The organism is Corynebacterium sp. HMSC034E11 (assembly GCF_001835905.1).
Taxonomy (GTDB): Bacteria; Actinomycetota; Actinomycetes; order Mycobacteriales; family Mycobacteriaceae; genus Corynebacterium; species Corynebacterium coyleae.
On sequence record NZ_KV826393.1, the window covers coordinates 121,591 to 137,701 of the forward strand.

The 16,111-nt window shown below is 60.8% G+C and carries 17 protein-coding genes and 1 tRNA gene; 10 read left to right on the forward strand and 8 right to left on the reverse strand.

The features are described 5' to 3' along the window. The coding region (locus HMPREF2690_RS11910; protein WP_141761199.1) for an HNH endonuclease signature motif containing protein at positions 1-281 on the forward strand (281 nt) is incomplete at its 5' end. 45 nt (positions 282-326) lie between these two features. Here the strand turns inward: HMPREF2690_RS11910 and HMPREF2690_RS03615 are convergent. After that, a complete protein-coding gene (locus tag HMPREF2690_RS03615) occupies positions 327-803 on the reverse strand; it encodes a ribose-5-phosphate isomerase (protein ID WP_070451143.1) in 477 nt (158 codons plus the stop codon). A gap of 5 nt (positions 804-808) precedes the next feature. Continuing rightward, positions 809-1,426, reverse strand: coding sequence for a mycothiol-dependent nitroreductase Rv2466c family protein (locus HMPREF2690_RS03620; RefSeq protein ID WP_070451254.1), 618 nt, complete (start codon positions 1,424-1,426; stop codon positions 809-811). Between the two features lie 33 nt (positions 1,427-1,459). On the opposite strand from HMPREF2690_RS03620, the gene pepN reads away from it, so the two are divergent. Next, positions 1,460-3,847 (forward strand): aminopeptidase N, encoded by a 2,388-nt coding sequence (gene pepN, locus HMPREF2690_RS03625; protein WP_070820212.1) that lies wholly within the window; start codon positions 1,460-1,462, stop codon positions 3,845-3,847. 7 nt (positions 3,848-3,854) lie between these two features. Here the strand turns inward: pepN and HMPREF2690_RS03630 are convergent, their stop codons facing one another. Further along, a complete protein-coding gene (locus tag HMPREF2690_RS03630) occupies positions 3,855-5,003 on the reverse strand; it encodes a cystathionine gamma-synthase (RefSeq protein WP_070820213.1) in 1,149 nt (382 codons plus the stop codon). A gap of 71 nt (positions 5,004-5,074) precedes the next feature. Between HMPREF2690_RS03630 and HMPREF2690_RS03635 the strand changes: the two genes are divergently transcribed. Further along, complete coding sequence (locus tag HMPREF2690_RS03635) at positions 5,075-6,025, forward strand: mechanosensitive ion channel family protein (protein WP_070820242.1); 951 nt, start codon at positions 5,075-5,077, stop codon at positions 6,023-6,025. Beyond that, positions 6,015-6,428, forward strand: coding sequence for a globin (locus HMPREF2690_RS03640; protein WP_083284784.1), 414 nt, complete (start codon positions 6,015-6,017; stop codon positions 6,426-6,428). The genes HMPREF2690_RS03635 and HMPREF2690_RS03640 overlap by 11 nt, the downstream gene beginning before the upstream one ends. A gap of 33 nt (positions 6,429-6,461) precedes the next feature. Here the strand turns inward: HMPREF2690_RS03640 and HMPREF2690_RS03645 are convergent, their stop codons facing one another. The 5 genes from HMPREF2690_RS03645 to HMPREF2690_RS03665 all read right to left on the reverse strand — a co-directional run bounded on the left by HMPREF2690_RS03645 (position 6,462) and on the right by HMPREF2690_RS03665 (position 12,018). Continuing rightward, positions 6,462-7,088, reverse strand: a complete 627-nt coding sequence (locus HMPREF2690_RS03645; RefSeq protein ID WP_070820214.1) for a DUF8185 domain-containing protein — start codon at positions 7,086-7,088, stop codon at positions 6,462-6,464. Next, complete coding sequence (locus HMPREF2690_RS03650; protein WP_070820215.1) at positions 7,089-7,493, reverse strand: acyl-CoA thioesterase; 405 nt, start codon at positions 7,491-7,493, stop codon at positions 7,089-7,091. Positions 7,494-7,504: 11 nt separating this feature from the next. Continuing rightward, positions 7,505-9,175 (reverse strand): energy-dependent translational throttle protein EttA, encoded by a 1,671-nt coding sequence (gene ettA / locus HMPREF2690_RS03655; RefSeq protein WP_070422571.1) that lies wholly within the window; start codon positions 9,173-9,175, stop codon positions 7,505-7,507. Between the two features lie 80 nt (positions 9,176-9,255). Next, positions 9,256-9,876 carry a single-stranded DNA-binding protein gene (locus HMPREF2690_RS03660; RefSeq protein ID WP_070820216.1) on the reverse strand — a complete coding sequence of 207 codons (621 nt, stop codon included), beginning with the start codon at positions 9,874-9,876 and terminating at the stop codon, positions 9,256-9,258. A 156-nt stretch (positions 9,877-10,032) separates the two neighbouring features. Then, entirely contained in the window at positions 10,033-12,018 is a 1,986-nt protein-coding gene (locus HMPREF2690_RS03665) for a bifunctional copper resistance protein CopD/cytochrome c oxidase assembly protein (RefSeq protein ID WP_070820217.1), read from the reverse strand. Between the two features lie 54 nt (positions 12,019-12,072). Here HMPREF2690_RS03665 and HMPREF2690_RS03670 point away from each other — a divergent pair. The 6 genes from HMPREF2690_RS03670 (at position 12,073) to orn (ending at position 16,075) form a co-directional block, all read left to right on the forward strand. Beyond that, positions 12,073-12,146, forward strand: a tRNA-Arg gene (locus HMPREF2690_RS03670). Between the two features lie 317 nt (positions 12,147-12,463). Further along, positions 12,464-13,846 carry an MFS transporter gene (locus HMPREF2690_RS03675; protein ID WP_083320304.1) on the forward strand — a complete coding sequence of 461 codons (1,383 nt, stop codon included), beginning with the start codon at positions 12,464-12,466 and terminating at the stop codon, positions 13,844-13,846. Positions 13,847-13,885: 39 nt separating this feature from the next. Then, on the forward strand, positions 13,886-14,311 hold the full coding sequence (locus tag HMPREF2690_RS03680; protein WP_070820218.1) for a hypothetical protein: 426 nt from the start codon (positions 13,886-13,888) through the stop codon (positions 14,309-14,311). Further along, positions 14,308-14,628, forward strand: a complete 321-nt coding sequence (locus HMPREF2690_RS03685; protein WP_070816490.1) for a transcriptional regulator — start codon at positions 14,308-14,310, stop codon at positions 14,626-14,628. The genes HMPREF2690_RS03680 and HMPREF2690_RS03685 overlap by 4 nt, the downstream gene beginning before the upstream one ends. A gap of 10 nt (positions 14,629-14,638) precedes the next feature. After that, positions 14,639-15,445 (forward strand): mycolate reductase, encoded by an 807-nt coding sequence (gene cmrA, locus HMPREF2690_RS03690; protein WP_070422576.1) that lies wholly within the window; start codon positions 14,639-14,641, stop codon positions 15,443-15,445. Beyond that, positions 15,446-16,075 (forward strand): oligoribonuclease, encoded by a 630-nt coding sequence (orn, locus tag HMPREF2690_RS03695; RefSeq protein WP_070614491.1) that lies wholly within the window; start codon positions 15,446-15,448, stop codon positions 16,073-16,075. The last annotated feature ends 36 nt before the right edge of the window (positions 16,076-16,111 follow it).

Genomic DNA, 16,111 nt, shown 5'->3' on the forward strand with positions numbered 1-16,111 from the left:
TGGCATCGATGATGTCGCCAACCTGTCCGGTGCCGGATTGTCGACATGGAGCTGACAATTGCGACATGCACCATATCCACGCCTGGCGGCATGGTGGGGAAACCAACCTGGCCAACCTCGTGCCGTTATGTCGGTTTCATAACGGGCGCAACGACGATGACCCACGTGTTAACCGCTACGGGCGAATACAGATACGCGATGGGATACCGGTGTGGGTATCGCCGGGAGGGTCGGTCGTCGAGAAGCATCCGCCCGGAGCCATGCAACAACTCTTCACATAACGAAAAAGCCCGCCAAAAAAGCGGGCCAATCGTCATGCCTACACACTACTTCGCAGACGGAACCTCCGGCGCGACACCAGTGCGCTCGTACTCCGCGAGAATATCGATACGACGCTGATGACGCTCCTCCTCACTCCACGGCTGGGAAACAAACGCATCAACAATCGCGAGCGCCTCTTCCTCGGTGTGCATGCGCCCGCCGATGCCGATGAGTTGCGCGTTGTTGTGCTCGCGGGCCAGTTTCGCGGTCTCTTCCGACCACGCCAACGCACAACGAGCACCCTTGACCTTATTCGCAGCAATCTGCTCACCATTACCCGAACCACCAAGCACAATGCCCAGAGAACCCGGATCCGCAACAACAGCCTCCGCTGCGGCGATGCAAAACGCCGGGTAGTCATCCGCGGCGTCGTACTCGTGGGCGCCGCAGTCAGTCACCTCATGACCCTGCGCCTCAAGATGGGCCTTAATCTGATTCTTCCGCTCGAAACCGGCGTGATCTGCTCCAAGGTAAATACGCATAAGGCTTAGCGTACCTGCGGGGCTTCCGTACGGCTGCGCTTGAGCTCAAAGAAATACGGGAAACTTGCCACACCAACCGCATGGTCGAACAACTTCCCAGCATCCTCGCCCTCCGGCACACGCGTGATCACCGGGCCGAAAAACGCACTGTCGCCGAGCTTGACCACGGGGGTGCCGACGTCGTCGCCAACCTCAGCCATTGCCGACGCGTGAAAACCGCGCAAGGCCTCATCAACCTCGTCGGTATTCGCCACATCCGCGTACTCCGCGGGCAAACCGACCTCGGCAAGCGCCTCCGCAATAACACTGTCGTAGGCGCCGAAACCTTTCTTGTGATCCTGGCCGCCAGTGTGGATGATCGTGCCCATCGCCGTGTACAGCGCGTCGATCTTGTCCGGGGCATCCTGCTTCACTTTCGCGAACACACGCGCGGGCCCCCAGTTCGCCTTCATCAACTCGGCATAGTCGGCAGGGATGTCACGGCCGTCGTTGAGCACGGAGAGCGACATCGGCACCCACTCGACCTCAACATCGCGGACTTTCTCCACTTCCTTCATCCAACGCGAAGTCAACCAGCAAAACGGGCAGGAAACATCAAACCAAAAAGTCACTTGCTCTTTCATGCCGCCCACAATAGCGCGTGTAGCCTGAGTCACATGAAGACTAATCTCACGCGTGAAGACGCGCAGTTGCGCGCAAAGCTCATTTCCAACGTTCGTTACGACATTCTGGTGGATATCACTGGCAAGGACACGTTCACGACGGTGTCGACAATCCAGTTCGATTCCGAGGCGGGAACGACGCACTTTGACCTGGTGGCGGAATCATTCGAGGCGACGCTTGATGGGGAGCCGACTGGCCAGGAAGTCACGCTGACGGCTGGTGCACACGAGCTGCGGGTGACGTCGACGGAGCCGTACAACCGCACGGGCGAGGGTCTGCATAAGTTCACGGATCCGGTGGACGGCAAGGACTACCTGTACACGCAGTTTGAGCCGGCGATGGCGATGAAGGTGTTTGCCTCGTTTGATCAGCCGGATTTGAAGGCGACGTACAAGGTGGGTGTGAAGGCGCCGGAGCGTTACACGGTGATTCTGAATGAGGCGGTTTCACGCGAGGAAAACGGTGATGGCACCGCGACTTGGACCACGACGATTGATTACCCGCTGTCGACATACCTGGTTGCGATTTGCGCGGGTGAGTTTGAGAAGGTCACCGACACGTACGACGCGGGTGATGGCCGCACGATTGAGCTTGGTCTGTACGCGCGTGCCAGTTTGATTCCGCATATGGATTCGGAGCGACTGTTCCGTCAGACGAAGGACGGCTTCGATTTCTATCACGCGAATTTCGGCCGCAAGTACCCGTTTGGCGACAAGTACGATCAGGTGTTTTGCCCGGAGTACAACATGGGCGCGATGGAGCACGTTGGTTGTGTGACGTACCGCGATGAGTACATTTTCACGTCTGAGCCGACGCCGTATCGTCTGGAGCGTCGCAACGATACGATTCTGCATGAGATGGCGCATATGTGGTTCGGCGATCTTGTCACGATGGAGTGGTGGGACGATCTGTGGCTCAATGAGTCGTTTGCTACTTGGTCGGCGGCGACGGCGCAGGTGGGTATCGGTGAGTATCCGGAGGCGTGGACGACGTTTGCCACGGTGGAGAAGGCGTGGGCGTATTCGCAGGATCAGTTGCCGTCGACGCACCCGATTGCTGCGGATGCGCCGGATATTGAGACGGCGGAGCAGAATTTCGACGGCATTACTTACGCCAAGGGTGCGTCTGTGTTGAAGCAGTTGCAGGCGTATGTGGGTTATGAGGAGTTTTTCGCGGGTGTGCGTAAGCACTTCGATAACCATGCTTACTCCAATGCCACGTTTGATGATCTGCTCGGCGCGCTGGAGGAGGCTTCGGGTCGCGACTTGTCGAACTGGGCTGAGCAGTGGCTGCGTACTACCGGTGTGTCGCGTCTTTACCCGGAGATTTCGGACACGTTTACCGTGGTGCAGGAGTCGCCGGTGTTGCGCGATCACCGTGTTCGCGTGGGGCTTTATTCGCTTATCGACGGCACCGTGCAGCGCACCCACCAAGTCGAACTCGATATCACTGGCGAGCGCACTGAGATTCCTGAATTTTCAGGCGTGAAACACGATCTCGCCCTGGTGAACGACGACGACCTCACGTACTGCCTGATGGGTCTCGATGCGGAGCAGCAGCAGTTTGCCGTGGAGCACTTGGGCCAGATTGAGGATTCGTTGGCGAAGACGTTGGTGTGGTCTTCCCTGTGGGAGTCTGTGCGTGATGGTCGTCTGCCTGCTCGTCAGTATGTGGAGTTGGTAGCGCGTGAGGTTGGCCCGGATATGCAGGAGCGGATCGCCGCTCAGGCTACTGAGGCTGTGAAGCGCTACGTGGATCCGGCGTGGCGGCGCACCGGCTTCGATCTGTTGAACGAGGCGTTCCGTGGCCAGGAGCCGAAGGCGGTGTTCGACCGTGCGCTTGCCCGTCTGGAGCCGACCGAGGAGACGGTTGAGTACTTCAAGGATTTGCTGGAGACCTCCGAGAACCAAGAGGTTCGTTGGTTGGCGATCACGAACCTTCTCGCTGCTGAAGCCTTGCCGTTGGAGGCCATTGACGAGGAGCAGGACGATACGTCGGAGGGTGCGATTTCGCGGTTGAGGGCGAAGGCGGTCGTCGATAAGCGTTGGGCTTGGGACAAGCTCATTAACGACGACCTGACCAACCTCGAGGCCCGCTACCTCATGGACGGGCTCACCTTCACCGACGCTGGGCTCGAGGGGTTGACCGACGAGTACTTCCGCGCCGCGCCGGCCCTGTGGGACCGTTTGACCAACGAGATGGCGCAGCGCACCCTGGAGGGCATGTACCCGCGTTGGGACGTCACGCAAGAGGCTGTTGAGAAGGCAAACGCCCTGCTGAACAGCGACGTCCCCAATGGCCTGAAGCGTGTTATCGCCGAAGGCCAGGACCGCTCCGCACGCGCTGTGCGCAACCGCGCGGTCGACGCAGCAGCGAACTAACGCGGCGCTACAGCTGCTTGAGGGCTTGTTCGAGGTCGGCGATCAGGTCGGCCTCGTCCTCAATGCCCACCGAAATTCGGACTAACTCCCCCGGCACCTCGAGCGCGGAGCCGGCGACGGACACGTGGGTCATGGTGGCGGGGTGCTCGAGCAGGCTTTCCACGCCGCCGAGGGATTCGGCGAGGCAGAACAGTTTCGTCGACTTGCAGAACGTCTTGGCCTGCTCGGTGGTTTGGAACAGTACGGAGACCATGCCGCCGAAGCGGGTCATCTGTTTTTTCGCCACCTCGTGGCCCGGGTGTGTTTCGAGTCCCGGGTAACACACGCGTGAAATTTGCGGTTGGGCGTCGAGGTATTTGGCGACGGCTTCGGCGTTGTCGCAGTGGCGGTCCATGCGCACGGCGAGGGTTTTCAGGCCGCGGCCGGTGAGGTAGGTGTCGAACGGGGATGGGTTGGCGCCGACCCAGCCGAAGAAGAAGCGCAGCTGCTCGTGGAAGTTTTCGACGCGGTCGTCGCGTCCGCAGACGATGCCGCCGACGACGTCGGAGTGGCCGCCGATGTATTTCGTCGTTGAGTGGAGGACGACGTCGGCGCCGAGTTCGAATGGTTTTTGCAGGTAGGGGGATGCGAAGGTGTTGTCGACGACCAGCGCTGCCTGCTTCTTCACTGCCGCGATTGCTTCGATGTCGACGACGTCCAGCATTGGGTTTGTCGGCGTTTCCACCCAGATGACCTTGGTGTTGTCTTGGACGGCGGCGGCGACCTCTGTGGGGTTGGTCATGTCGACGACGGTGTTTTCCACACCCCAGAGGGTGAAGACTTGTTGGATGAGGCGGTAGGTGCCGCCGTAGGCGTCGTTGGATACGACGACGTGGTCGCCGGGTTTGAGCAGGATGCGCAGGACGACGTCGATAGCTGCCATGCCGGATGAGTAGGCGACGGCGAAGTCGGCGTTTTCAAGCGCCGCAACGGCTTTTTCCAGGGCGGTGACGGTGGGGTTTCCCACGCGTGTGTATTCGTAGCCGCCGCGGAGTTCGGCGAGGCCGTCTTGGGCGAAGGTGGTGGAGGCGTAGATGGGGGTGTTGATTGGCCCGTAGAGGCTGTCGGGCTCGTAGCCTGCGTGGATGGCGTTGGTGGTGAATCCGTAGACAGTCATGTGCACAGACACTAGACCAAGCGGTACACCCCTCGGTCATTTTTATGCATCGCGCGTACACTCGTGCGGTGATGGATACTCAAGATGCTTCTGAAAAGGTTGACCAAGCTGTCGAGGGCGTGGCGTCGTGGTGGAACAATCCGCAAACGCATGAATTGTTCATTGAGCGCCCGGTGAAGATCGTGCTCATTTTGCTGGTTGCAATTGTGCTGAATTGGCTGGCGAATGGCATTATTCGGCGTGCGACGCGCCAGGGAATTAAACGCTCGAATGTGTTGAAGTATGAGGGGCGTGATGCGCAGCAGATTCGTGCGCAGGAGAAGCGTCGTCAGCAGCGGATGAAGACGCTGGCCAATGTGGGCCGGTCGGTGGCTGCGATTGTGATTTGGGCGTGGGCGGTGCTTGCGGTGCTGGATCAGTTGGGGGTCAATGTTGCGCCGTTGATTGCGTCGGCTGGTGTCGTTGGTGTGGCGATTGGTTTTGGTGCGCAGTCGTTGGTGAAGGATTTCTTCTCCGGTGTAGCGATTTTGATTGAGAATCAGTTCGGGGTGGGTGACACGATTGAGGTCGGCGATGTTGTGGGTGATGTTGAGGAGATGACGCTTCGCATCACCACGCTTCGCGATATCGACGGCGCGCTGTGGTACATCCGCAACGGCGACATTGATCGGGTTGGCAATCACTCGGCCCGCTTCTCTACCGCGCGTGTGCAGGTGCCGGTGTCGTTGATGGTGAATCCGGATGAGGTGTCGCGTTTGATCGAAGAGACCGCTGTTGCGGGCTGCCAGGACAAGGATGTCGCCGAGCTGGTGATGGGCACTCCGCGGATGTTGGGTCCGAGCGAAGTGACGCCGAATTACATGTCGTTCCGCGTGGAGGTGCAGACGATGCCTGGCATGCAGTGGACGGTTGCGCGTTATTTGAATCAGCGGATTTTGGCGGCGTTGCACCGCGAGGGTGTGGTGTTGACGCCGCGGGAGTCTGTGTTGGTGAAACAGCAGGAGGAAAACGTTGGAGATTAGCCCGAAGCAGGAGCAGACGCTTTTCGACGCCGTCGGCGGCGAACCATTCTTCACCCGCCTTGTCCGCGGGTTTTACGATCAGGTCAAGGAAGATGACCTCATCGGCCCGATGTACCCGGATCAGGATTGGGAAGGAGCGGAGAACCGCCTGCGTTGGTTCCTCGTCCAGTATTGGGGTGGCCCGCGCGAGTATCAGGCGCAGCGCGGCAACCCGATGTTGCGCAAGCGCCACTTCCCTTTCGCGATCGGTGAGCCGGAGGCGGATCGTTGGCTCGAGTTGATGGGCAAGTCGATGGAGCAGTTTGACGACGACGAGCTGCCCGAACCGTACCGCGCCCAGATGTGGAATCACATGCAGCGTGTGGCGTACATGATGATCAACCAGGGCCCGCGGGCCTATTAGTCCCAGCCCGGGCCGCCAGCGAAGCGCGGCCCGTTAGAACAGCAGGCCGAGTCCGGCGTTGCGGTAGACGGATCCGAAGGGGGCGTCTAGGCGGGTCCAGCGCCCGCAGCTGGATACGCGCAGGTGACGCGGGATCTCCGCGGGTGCTTCGAAGCCGGGGATGAGCCCGAGTGCGGTGCAGGCGAAGATCATCCGCATGGGGATCTCCACTGGGTTGTCGCTGTCGGCGTCTGCGGTGAGCACGATCCCGTCCAGCAAGGATTTCGGTGGGCCGGCTGGTCCGGAGAATTGGCGGGCGAGGTTGCGGCCTTCGTCGGCAAGGCGACGCGCCACGCCAACCGGCACCTGCTCACGCGCAACGAATCCGGTGGCGGGTGGCAGCGCCCCGGGCCAGGCGGTATCGCGCGCCGGCCCGACCTCCACCGAGCCGGACTGCAGCGCGGCAAGCAAGTCGCGGGCGCTGACGGTGCCGGTGTTGTGGGAGGTGGTGCCGGTGATTCGTCGAGAAGCAATGGCCTCGAAGGGCGTGGTCACGAACACGTCGAGCGCACCCCCGCCAACCTCCTGGAAGCGTGCGGAGGCCTGTGAATCTAAGCCGACGGCGCGGCCGACCAGAGTGGTCAGGCCGCGCGCGCCAGATTCGATGTCAAGGGTGATCACCTAGTTGTCGGCCGCCTTAGACAGGATGCCGATCTCCTTCTTCGTGATCTCGCGCGGCGAGGTCGTCGCAGTATCCACCGTAACCTGCACACACTCCACCACTGCGCAGGTTTTGCCCTGCGCGTCCTTGATTTCCTGGCGGGTGGTAAACGAGGTATTGCCTACGTTGACCACCTGCGTCTCCACGGTCACTTCAGTGGTGTTGGGCAGGATCGGACGGACGTAGTCCACATCGAGCCGGCGCACGAACACCACGAACTCGTGGCCTTCGGAATAGAAGAACTTCTCCGCGAACGCCAGGCGCGCCTCCTGCGCCAACTCGACGTAGGCCGAGTTGGTCACGTGACCGTAGCGGTCAAAGTCGCTCCAACGCACCGGAATGGTGTGCACGTGGATTTCTGCCATGGGGTTTGCTCCTAACGGGTGAGCTTGCGGTGGGTGACGCGCGACGGCTTGGCGGCTTCCTCGCCGAGGCGTTCGACCTTGTTCTTTTCGTAGTCGCCGAAGTTGCCTTCGAACCAGAACCACTTGCCTTCTTCGACGTTGCCTTCCCACGCGAGGATGTGGGTACAGGTGCGGTCGAGGAACCAGCGGTCGTGCGAGATGACCACGGCGCAGCCCGGGAAGGCCTGCAGCGCGTTTTCCAGGGAGCCCAGGGTTTCGACGTCAAGGTCGTTGGTGGGCTCATCGAGCAGGATCAGGTTGCCGCCCTGCTTGAGCGTCAGCGCCAGGTTGAGGCGGTTGCGCTCGCCGCCGGAGAGGACCTTGGATGGCTTCTGCTGGTCAGCGCCCTTGAAGCCGAAGGCGGACAGGTAGGCGCGCGATGGCATTTCGTTCTGGCCGACGTGGATGTAGTCCAGGCCGTCGGAGACAACTTCCCACACGGTTTCTTCGGGGTCGATGTTTTCGCGGTTCTGGTCCACGTAGGAGATCTGGACGGTCTCGCCGACGGTCACGTTGCCGGAGTCCGGCTCTTCCAGACCAACGATGGTCTTGAACAGGGTGGACTTACCCACACCGTTGGGGCCGATGACGCCGACGATGCCGTTGCGCGGCAGGGTGAACGACAGGTCCTTGATCAGGACGCGTCCGTCGAAGCCCTTGTTCAGGTTTTCCACTTCGACGACCTTGCTGCCGAGGCGCGGCGGGGTCGGGATCTGGATTTCTTCGAAGTCGAGCTTGCGGTACTTCTCCGCCTCGGCTGCCATCTCTTCGTAGCGCTCCAGACGTGCCTTGTTCTTGGCTTGGCGTGCCTTCGGCGAGGAACGGACCCACTCGAGTTCCTTCTTCAGGCGCTTCTGCAGCTTCTGGTCCTTCTTGCCGGCAACTTCGAGACGCTCAGCCTTCTTCTCCAGGTAGGTGGAGTAGTTGCCTTCGTACGGGTAGAGCTGGCCGCGGTCGACCTCACAGATCCATTCTGCGACGTTGTCCAGGAAGTAGCGGTCGTGGGTAATTGCCAGCACGGCACCCGGGTAGGTCTGCAGGTGGCGCTCCAACCAGAGGACGGATTCGGCGTCGAGGTGGTTGGTGGGCTCGTCGAGAAGCAGGAGGTCCGGCTCGCTCAGCAGCAGTTTCGCCAGTGCTACTCGACGACGCTCACCACCCGACAGGTTGGTCACCGGCGCATCAGACGGCGGGCAGCGCAGAGCCTCCATGGCCTGCTCGATCTTGGAGTCGATCTCCCACGCATCGGCTGCGTCGAGTTCTTCTTGCAGCTTGCCCATTTCTTCCATGAGCTCGTCGGAGTAGTTGGTCGCCATTTCCTCGGCGATTTCCTCGAAGCGCTGCTTCTTTTCAAACAGCTCGCCGAGGCCTTCTTCGACGTTGCCGCGGACGGTCTTTTCTTCGTTGAGCGGCGGCTCCTGCAGCAGGATGCCAACGGTGGCTCCTGGCTGCAGGAAGGCTTCGCCGTTGTTTGGCTGGTCGATGCCCGCCATGATCTTCAGCAGCGACGATTTACCGGCGCCGTTCGGACCCACAACGCCGATCTTGGCGCCTGGGTAGAAGGCCATGGTGACGTTGTCCAGGATGACTTTTTCGCCAATGGCCCTGCGGACGTTTTTCATCGTGTAGATGAACTCAGCCACTACGTTTCCCCTTTTGTTGGTGAATGCGGACGTTAAATACCGCAATCAGGGTACATCACGTGGCTGAGTACGACGCCCTCCTAGAACGGTGCCTTGGCAGCACGGAGGTCTTCGGCGCTGTAGCGGGCCTCGTCGGTGCCCTCGAGGGCTCCGTCGAGGGCTCCGTCGAGAGCATTGTCTCCCCCATCGGCTTCGGCGGCCACCGGCTCGGCCGGGTCGACCGGGTCGGCAAAGCTGGGTGGTTGGCCGGTGAGCCGCTCGAACACGGCCTCGGCATCCATAACAGGTACCGCGTCGTGTCCGTCGAGGCTGTGTCCGGAGTTGGAGGTGCGCGCCGAGTTGAGCTGGTAGTGGTTCATGTCAAAGGCCACGTTGCGGGCCTTGAGCATGATCTTCGAGCGGGTGACGGCGTTGTTGCCTTCGCCTTCTTGCCAGAAGTCGGTGACCAGCGAGCCGTCGACGATGACGGGGAATCCCTTCTTCAGCGACGCTCCACAGTTGACGGCGAGTTGCCCCCAGCATTCGACGTCGATGAACAGCGGGTCGACGTCTTCCCAGACCTCTTTGCCGTTGTCGTCGGTGACGCGCCTTCTTTTCGACGACGCCAGCCTCATCTTGGTTACCGTCGCCCCACTCGCGAACAACACAAGTTTCGGATCGTCGGTCAGATTGCCAATAAGGCGGATGGTGTTTTGGCTCATGGAAGAGCCCCCCTTTCCATAGTGCGGATGATGGTGTGCGGGGTGTCGTCGTCAAGCAACGCCCTGCACACTTCGAGGTTCGCACGATTTGTAAAGCCGGTAAAGGGGGAAGCCGTTTCTGTGGATAACTTTGAAACCAGATTCCACAATCCGCTGCTAGGAGCGATTTCCGTACTGGGCGAGCATCTCGTTGTAGCGGCGCCATTCTTCGTCATCGGTCTCTTTCGCGCGACGATCGGCCTCTTCCGTCTCGGCGCGGTCTTCGCGCAGCCACTGCATGAACAACTCACCGAAGACGATCAGCAGCGGGAAGGAGCCAGACGCCCAGGCGATGCCGCCGCCCTCCTTCTGAATCTGCGCCAGGTCAGGGTTCCACGGCAGTTCGAGGTTGTTGTAGAAGTCCTCGCCCATAACCACGCCGAGTTGCATGAGGTAAACACCCATGAACAGGTGGAACGGCATGGATACCCACAACCAGGCCAGGCGCGTTTTCGCGGTGGCGCGGCCCTCAATGTGGTCGGGGCCGATCAGCTCCCAGAAGTAGAAGTATCCGGACACCATGAAGACGGCGTTCATGATGACGTGGCCGGCGTGCTCGGAAATCATCAGTTCGTAGAACGGGACGAACACATACATGGCGTAGAAAAACACCAGAAACTGAATGGTGGACACCGGCGGGAACGTGACCATGCGCAAGAACTTCGAGCGCTGGAAGCTCTCCACCCACATGCGCGGGTTGAACTCGCCTGCCGGATACGCCTTGCCGATCAGCGTCAGCGGTGCGCCCAGCACCAGGAACACTGGCACGCCCATGGACAGAATCATGTGGACGGACATGTGCACCGAATACGACGCCGGCATGTGCATGCCCAACCCAGAACTCAGCGTGACGACGACCGTCACACACCCAAGCAACCACCACACCGTCCGTGACGTCTTCCACCCGTCCACGCGGCGCACCAGGCGCAGGTAGTAGACGGCCAGAAGAATCGCAATGACGCTAAACAGCAGCTCGGGGCGCCACAGAGTGATCCAGTTGGTCCAGGAGATCTGTTCAGAAAGGTTGTACCCCATCTTCACCTGCATGCGGGTGAGGTTCGGGTCCAGCGGCGGCGGGGGCGGCGTGCGGCCAAGGGTGACCGCAAGGCCGGAGACCGCAGCCATGATCAGGACTTCCACCGCTCCGAGGCGGGCAAACGCCTTCGGCTGGCTGTCCAACAGCGGGATGGTGCGCTCGCGGTGGGCGTAACCAATGATGCCGAGCAGCATAATCGCCACCGTCTTCACGATCAGCACGATGCCGTAGCTGTACTCCGTCAACTCACTAATACGCACGCGCACCAGCGCGTTAATCACACCGGAAAGCGCCATAGCCAGAATGGAAAACAGGGCGACCATGGAGTAGCGGCGGGAGGCTTCGGTGAGGTGAGGGCCTCGTCGTAAAGCATGCGCTACCAGCGCCATAAGACCACCAACCCACAACAACATGGCCACAAGGTGCCAAATGAGCGAGTTAGTGCCAAAGTCGTGGGAGCCGCCCGTCGCCGAGTGGCCAGTCAGACCGATCGGCATGACCACCACAATCGCGCCGATGAACAGCGCAACCTGCGACCACCAACTCGTCGCGATGTAGCCACCGACGGCCACCACCGCCGCAAACGCAGCGACGATCAGCCACACGCGAGCCTCTTTCACCTGCTCCAAGGCCTGCGTCCAGGCGGCCGCCTCAAACATGACAGTCTTCATCGGCTGGCCCGACACATCCGACAGCACCAGCGGAATCATCAACAACCCAATCAGCACGATGCCCGCACTCGCGTGCGCACCAGTACGCGAAGCGATGTGCCCGTCCACCGTCAACTGCGCACCGTTGAGATCCTCCCCCTGCATGCGCGGCGGGATGAAGAATGACGACAGCATGAACGACCCCACCGCCAACGCCATAAGGATCCACGCCACACCGCGCAGCGCCGGCAAACCAAACGTGGTGGTCACGCCGGGGTCCGGAATACCGAGCGCCGCCAGCGACCCACCAGAGAACGACTGCGCCACCGCACCCGCGACCACCGCGGCCGCAGCGAGCGCCGCAAGATAGAGCGGCCAAGCGGAAACAACAGCAGGCTTTCGGGCAGTCTCAGTCATGCTGCATACCCTACTTTCGCCCGCGAAACGGCCATAACTACAATCATTCGCACTGCCCCCATAGCTCAGTGGATTAGAGCATCCGGTTTCTACCCGGCTGGTCGCGGGTTCGAATCCTGCTGGGGGCGCTTTGTGTTTCTGGGGGTTGGGATGAGGGGCGCGCCGCGTACTTGGTGAGAACGCATTGGTGAAGATGCCGATTTTTGGCCGTCTTCACCAATGCGTTCTCACCATGTGCGGGGAAAGAGGCGTGCCGCAAAGCTAAACGGCACATGGAACACGGCATACTCCGCTGATTTTCAGCGATATATGCCGTGTTGGATGTGTCGTTTGGCCTCAGCAGACCACACTTCACCCATTTTTGGGATACGCGTCCCATAGCGTGATACAGTTTCTTCCATTCTGCGACACAGCAGTTTCACACAATGGAATGAAAGGACGGGCGATGACCACCAGCGTCGAGCATCAACCCCCTGCCCCACAAGCGGCCCCTGCTGCCATCCGGGAGACAACGCCACAGGAGCGAAACCGGGTCCGCCTTGCGTCGACAATTGGCACGACGATTGAGTTTTACGACTTCTACGCCTACGCCACCGCAGCCGTCGCGGTATTTCCGTTCCTCTTCTTCCCCAAGTCGGAATCGAGCACGGTTGCGCTGCTGTCGTCGTTTGCCACGTTCGGCTTGGCGTTTATTGCCCGTCCGCTGGGTTCAGTACTGTTCGGCCACTTCGGCGACAAGGTTGGGCGTAAGGCGACCCTGGTCGGCGCGCTGCTGACGATGGGCATCGCCACCTTTGTTATCGGCCTGCTGCCCACCTATGCCCAAGCCGGTATCTGGGCGCCGGCGCTGCTGGCACTGATGCGCTTCTGCCAGGGCCTCGGCCTGGGCGGCGAGTGGTCCGGCGCAGCCCTGCTGTCCACAGAAACAGCAGCTAAGGGCCGCCGCGCCTGGGCGGGCATGTGGCCGCAGCTCGGCGCGCCGTTCGGCTTCCTGCTGGCCAACGGCCTGTTCCTCATCCTGGTCACCGTGCTGGGCCACACCACTGGCGACTTCGAGGGCGCGTTCATGCGCTGGGGCTGGCGCATTCCGTTCCTGCTGTCCATCGTGATGGTCATCATCGGCCTGTGGGTTCGCCTGCAGGTTGAGGAGACTCCGGTGTTCCAGCAGGTGGAGCAGAACAACCAGAAGGCCGCTTCCCCACTGGCGGAGGTATTCAAGACCGCTTGGAAGCCGCTGATCCAGGGCACGTTTGTCATGGTCGGTTGCTACACGCTGTTCTACATCGTGACCACTTGGTTCCTCTCCTACGGAATTGGTTCGGCGGAAGAGGGCGTTGGCCTGGGTATTGCGTACCCGACGTTCCTGAAGCTGCAGCTGGTGTGCATCTTCGGGTTCATCGCTGGCATCCCGATTGCGGCGCATTGGTCGGATGTCTACGGCCGTCGCCCGGTGCTGGGTCTGACCTCGGTTGCGATCATCGTCTACGGCCTGAGCTTCAAGTGGCTGCTGAATCCGGAGACGTTCACCATGGTTTCCCTGGGCATCTTCTTGTTCATCGGCATGGTGTTGATGGGCTTCATCTTCGGCCCGATGTCTGCGATCTTGCCGGAGTTGTTCCCGTCGAATGTGCGCTACACCGGCTCGGGTATCGCGTACAACGTGTCCTCCATCCTGGGTGCGGCTATCGCCCCCTTCATTGCGACGGCACTGAACGCGAAGTATGGCCCGCAGGCTGTGGGCATCTACCTGGTCGTCGTCACTGCGATTTCCCTCTGGGCGATCATTTCCTCCCCGGAGACCAAGCACCAGGAGATGCACGAGATTTAACCCTTGCTTTCCACACCGGCAAGTGACATACTTGCGCCTATGGAAAACAACAGCATCTCGAAGGAAGAGGCCCGCGCCACCCTCGAGCAGATCGACGCGCTCGAGCGCGACGCGCAACATAAGCCCACACCCCTGTGGGCTTATGTCATTCTCGGCACCCTGTTCGGAGTCACTGCTGCTGGCCTGATCCTGCGGTGGACGTACTGGTGGGCATTGTTTGCGGTCATTATCATCGCCTGCATCGCCATCACCGTGCGAGATCACAACCGCAACGTGCGCCCAAGCATGAAGCAGCCGATCCAGGAAGACCCCGAGACGAATTGGGGATCCGTCCTGATGCCACTGATCTTCATGCCAATCATCTGGCTCGCCCCCGAAGGTAGCGTCGCTGGCGCGACTATCGCGGGCGTCCTCTCCGCAGCTGTCATTATCGTCACCGGTTACTACTGGGAGAAAAACCGATGAGTGAGCCAGCCATCGACCCCGTTATTCACCCGTTAGCCAGGTTGAAGATTTGTGCGGCGCTGTTTCATGGGGGTGCCGTCGAAAAGCAATCGTCCCGCTTTGAGATGCGCTTTAGCGCCCTAAAGGACGAGGCAGACTTGTCAGACTCCGCACTGTCCAAGCAGTTGGCCACGCTGGAGGAGCACGGCTACGTCACCCGTTTTCGCGAGTATGGGTCGAGCAGAGCGAAGGACACAGTGTGGGTCACACTGACAGCGACGGGCGCGCAGGCCTTCGAGCGACACACGGCAGCGTTGCGAGAGATCGCGGGCGGGTAGATTCGGACGCATGAGTTTTCCAGGACCATCCATCAACTCGTTCGCGTTGATTACTGGCGCGAGCCAAGGCATCGGCGAGGCGATCGCGCGCGACCTGGCCAAAGGTGGCCACAACCTCATCCTTGTTGCCCGGCGCGAGGAGGTATTGCAGAAGCTTGGCGACGAACTCGCGGCCGCTCACGGCGTCACCGTCGAAGTCTTCGCCGCGGATCTGTCTAAGGAACGCGACGTCACCGCACTGCTTAACCACATTGCGAACCGCAAGATTCACATTTGCGTCAATTCTGCCGGCATCGCGTCGTTCGGCCCGTTTATGAAGCAGGACTGGGAGTACGAGACGAACCAGTTCAACCTGAACGCGACGGCAGTGTTCCGCATCACCAAGGCGGTGCTGGATCAGATGGTGCCACGCGGCGAGGGCGCGCTGTGCAACGTCGGCTCCGCCGCGGGCAACCTGCCGATCCCGAACAACGCCACCTACGTGTTCACCAAGGCGGGCGTCAACATGTTCACCGAGGCACTGCACTACGAGCTGAAGGATTCCGGCGTGCACGTCACCCTGCTCGCCCCCGGCCCGGTGCGTGAGGCGCACATTCCGGAGGAGGAGCAGTCGATCGTGGATAAGGTCGTGCCCGATTTCCTGTGGACGACCTACGAGTCTTGTTCTGCCGACACCCTGAAGGCGATGCGCCGCAACCGCCGACGCGTCGTTCCGGGGCCGCTATCGAAGGCGATGGATGTCGTGTCTACCTACGCCCCGCGCGGGATTCTGCCGCCGATTATGGGCAAGTTTTACGCCAAGATGGGAGAGGAATAAATGGAGATCGCAGACAAGGACAATCGCATCGTGTGGGTCGACCTGGAGATGACCGGTCTTGACCCGTCACGCCACGTCATCGTGGAGGTTGCGGCGCTTGTCACGGATGCGGAGCTCAACATTATCGACGACGGCGTCGACCTCGTCGTCCACGCCACCGACGCCGAACTGGCGGAGATGGATGACTTTGTCACCGAGATGCACTCCTCTAACGGGCTGCTCGATGACATTAAGGCCTCCACGGTCAGCATCGAGGAGGCTGAGGATGCGGTGCTGGAGCTCGTCGCAAAGCATTGCGATCCTGCACATCCTGCCCCGCTTGCGGGCAATTCGATTGCTACCGACCGTGCGTTTATCCGTGCGCAGATGCCGCGTCTCGACGACGCCCTGCACTACCGCATGATCGACGTCTCCACCGTGAAGGAACTGTCGCGCCGCTGGTTCCCTAAGGCGTACTACAACCAGCCCGAAAAGGGCATGGCTCACCGCGCCTTGGCGGACATCGTGGAATCCATCCGCGAACTGGACTACTACCGTCGCGCCGTATTTGTGGACTCCCCCGGCCCGGACACCGACACCGCAACGAAGGCTTCTGCCGCTGCAACCGAGTTCTACCAGCGGTTTTTGTAAACTTCAGATGAACGGCTAAGGTGTAATCCGCTGCAA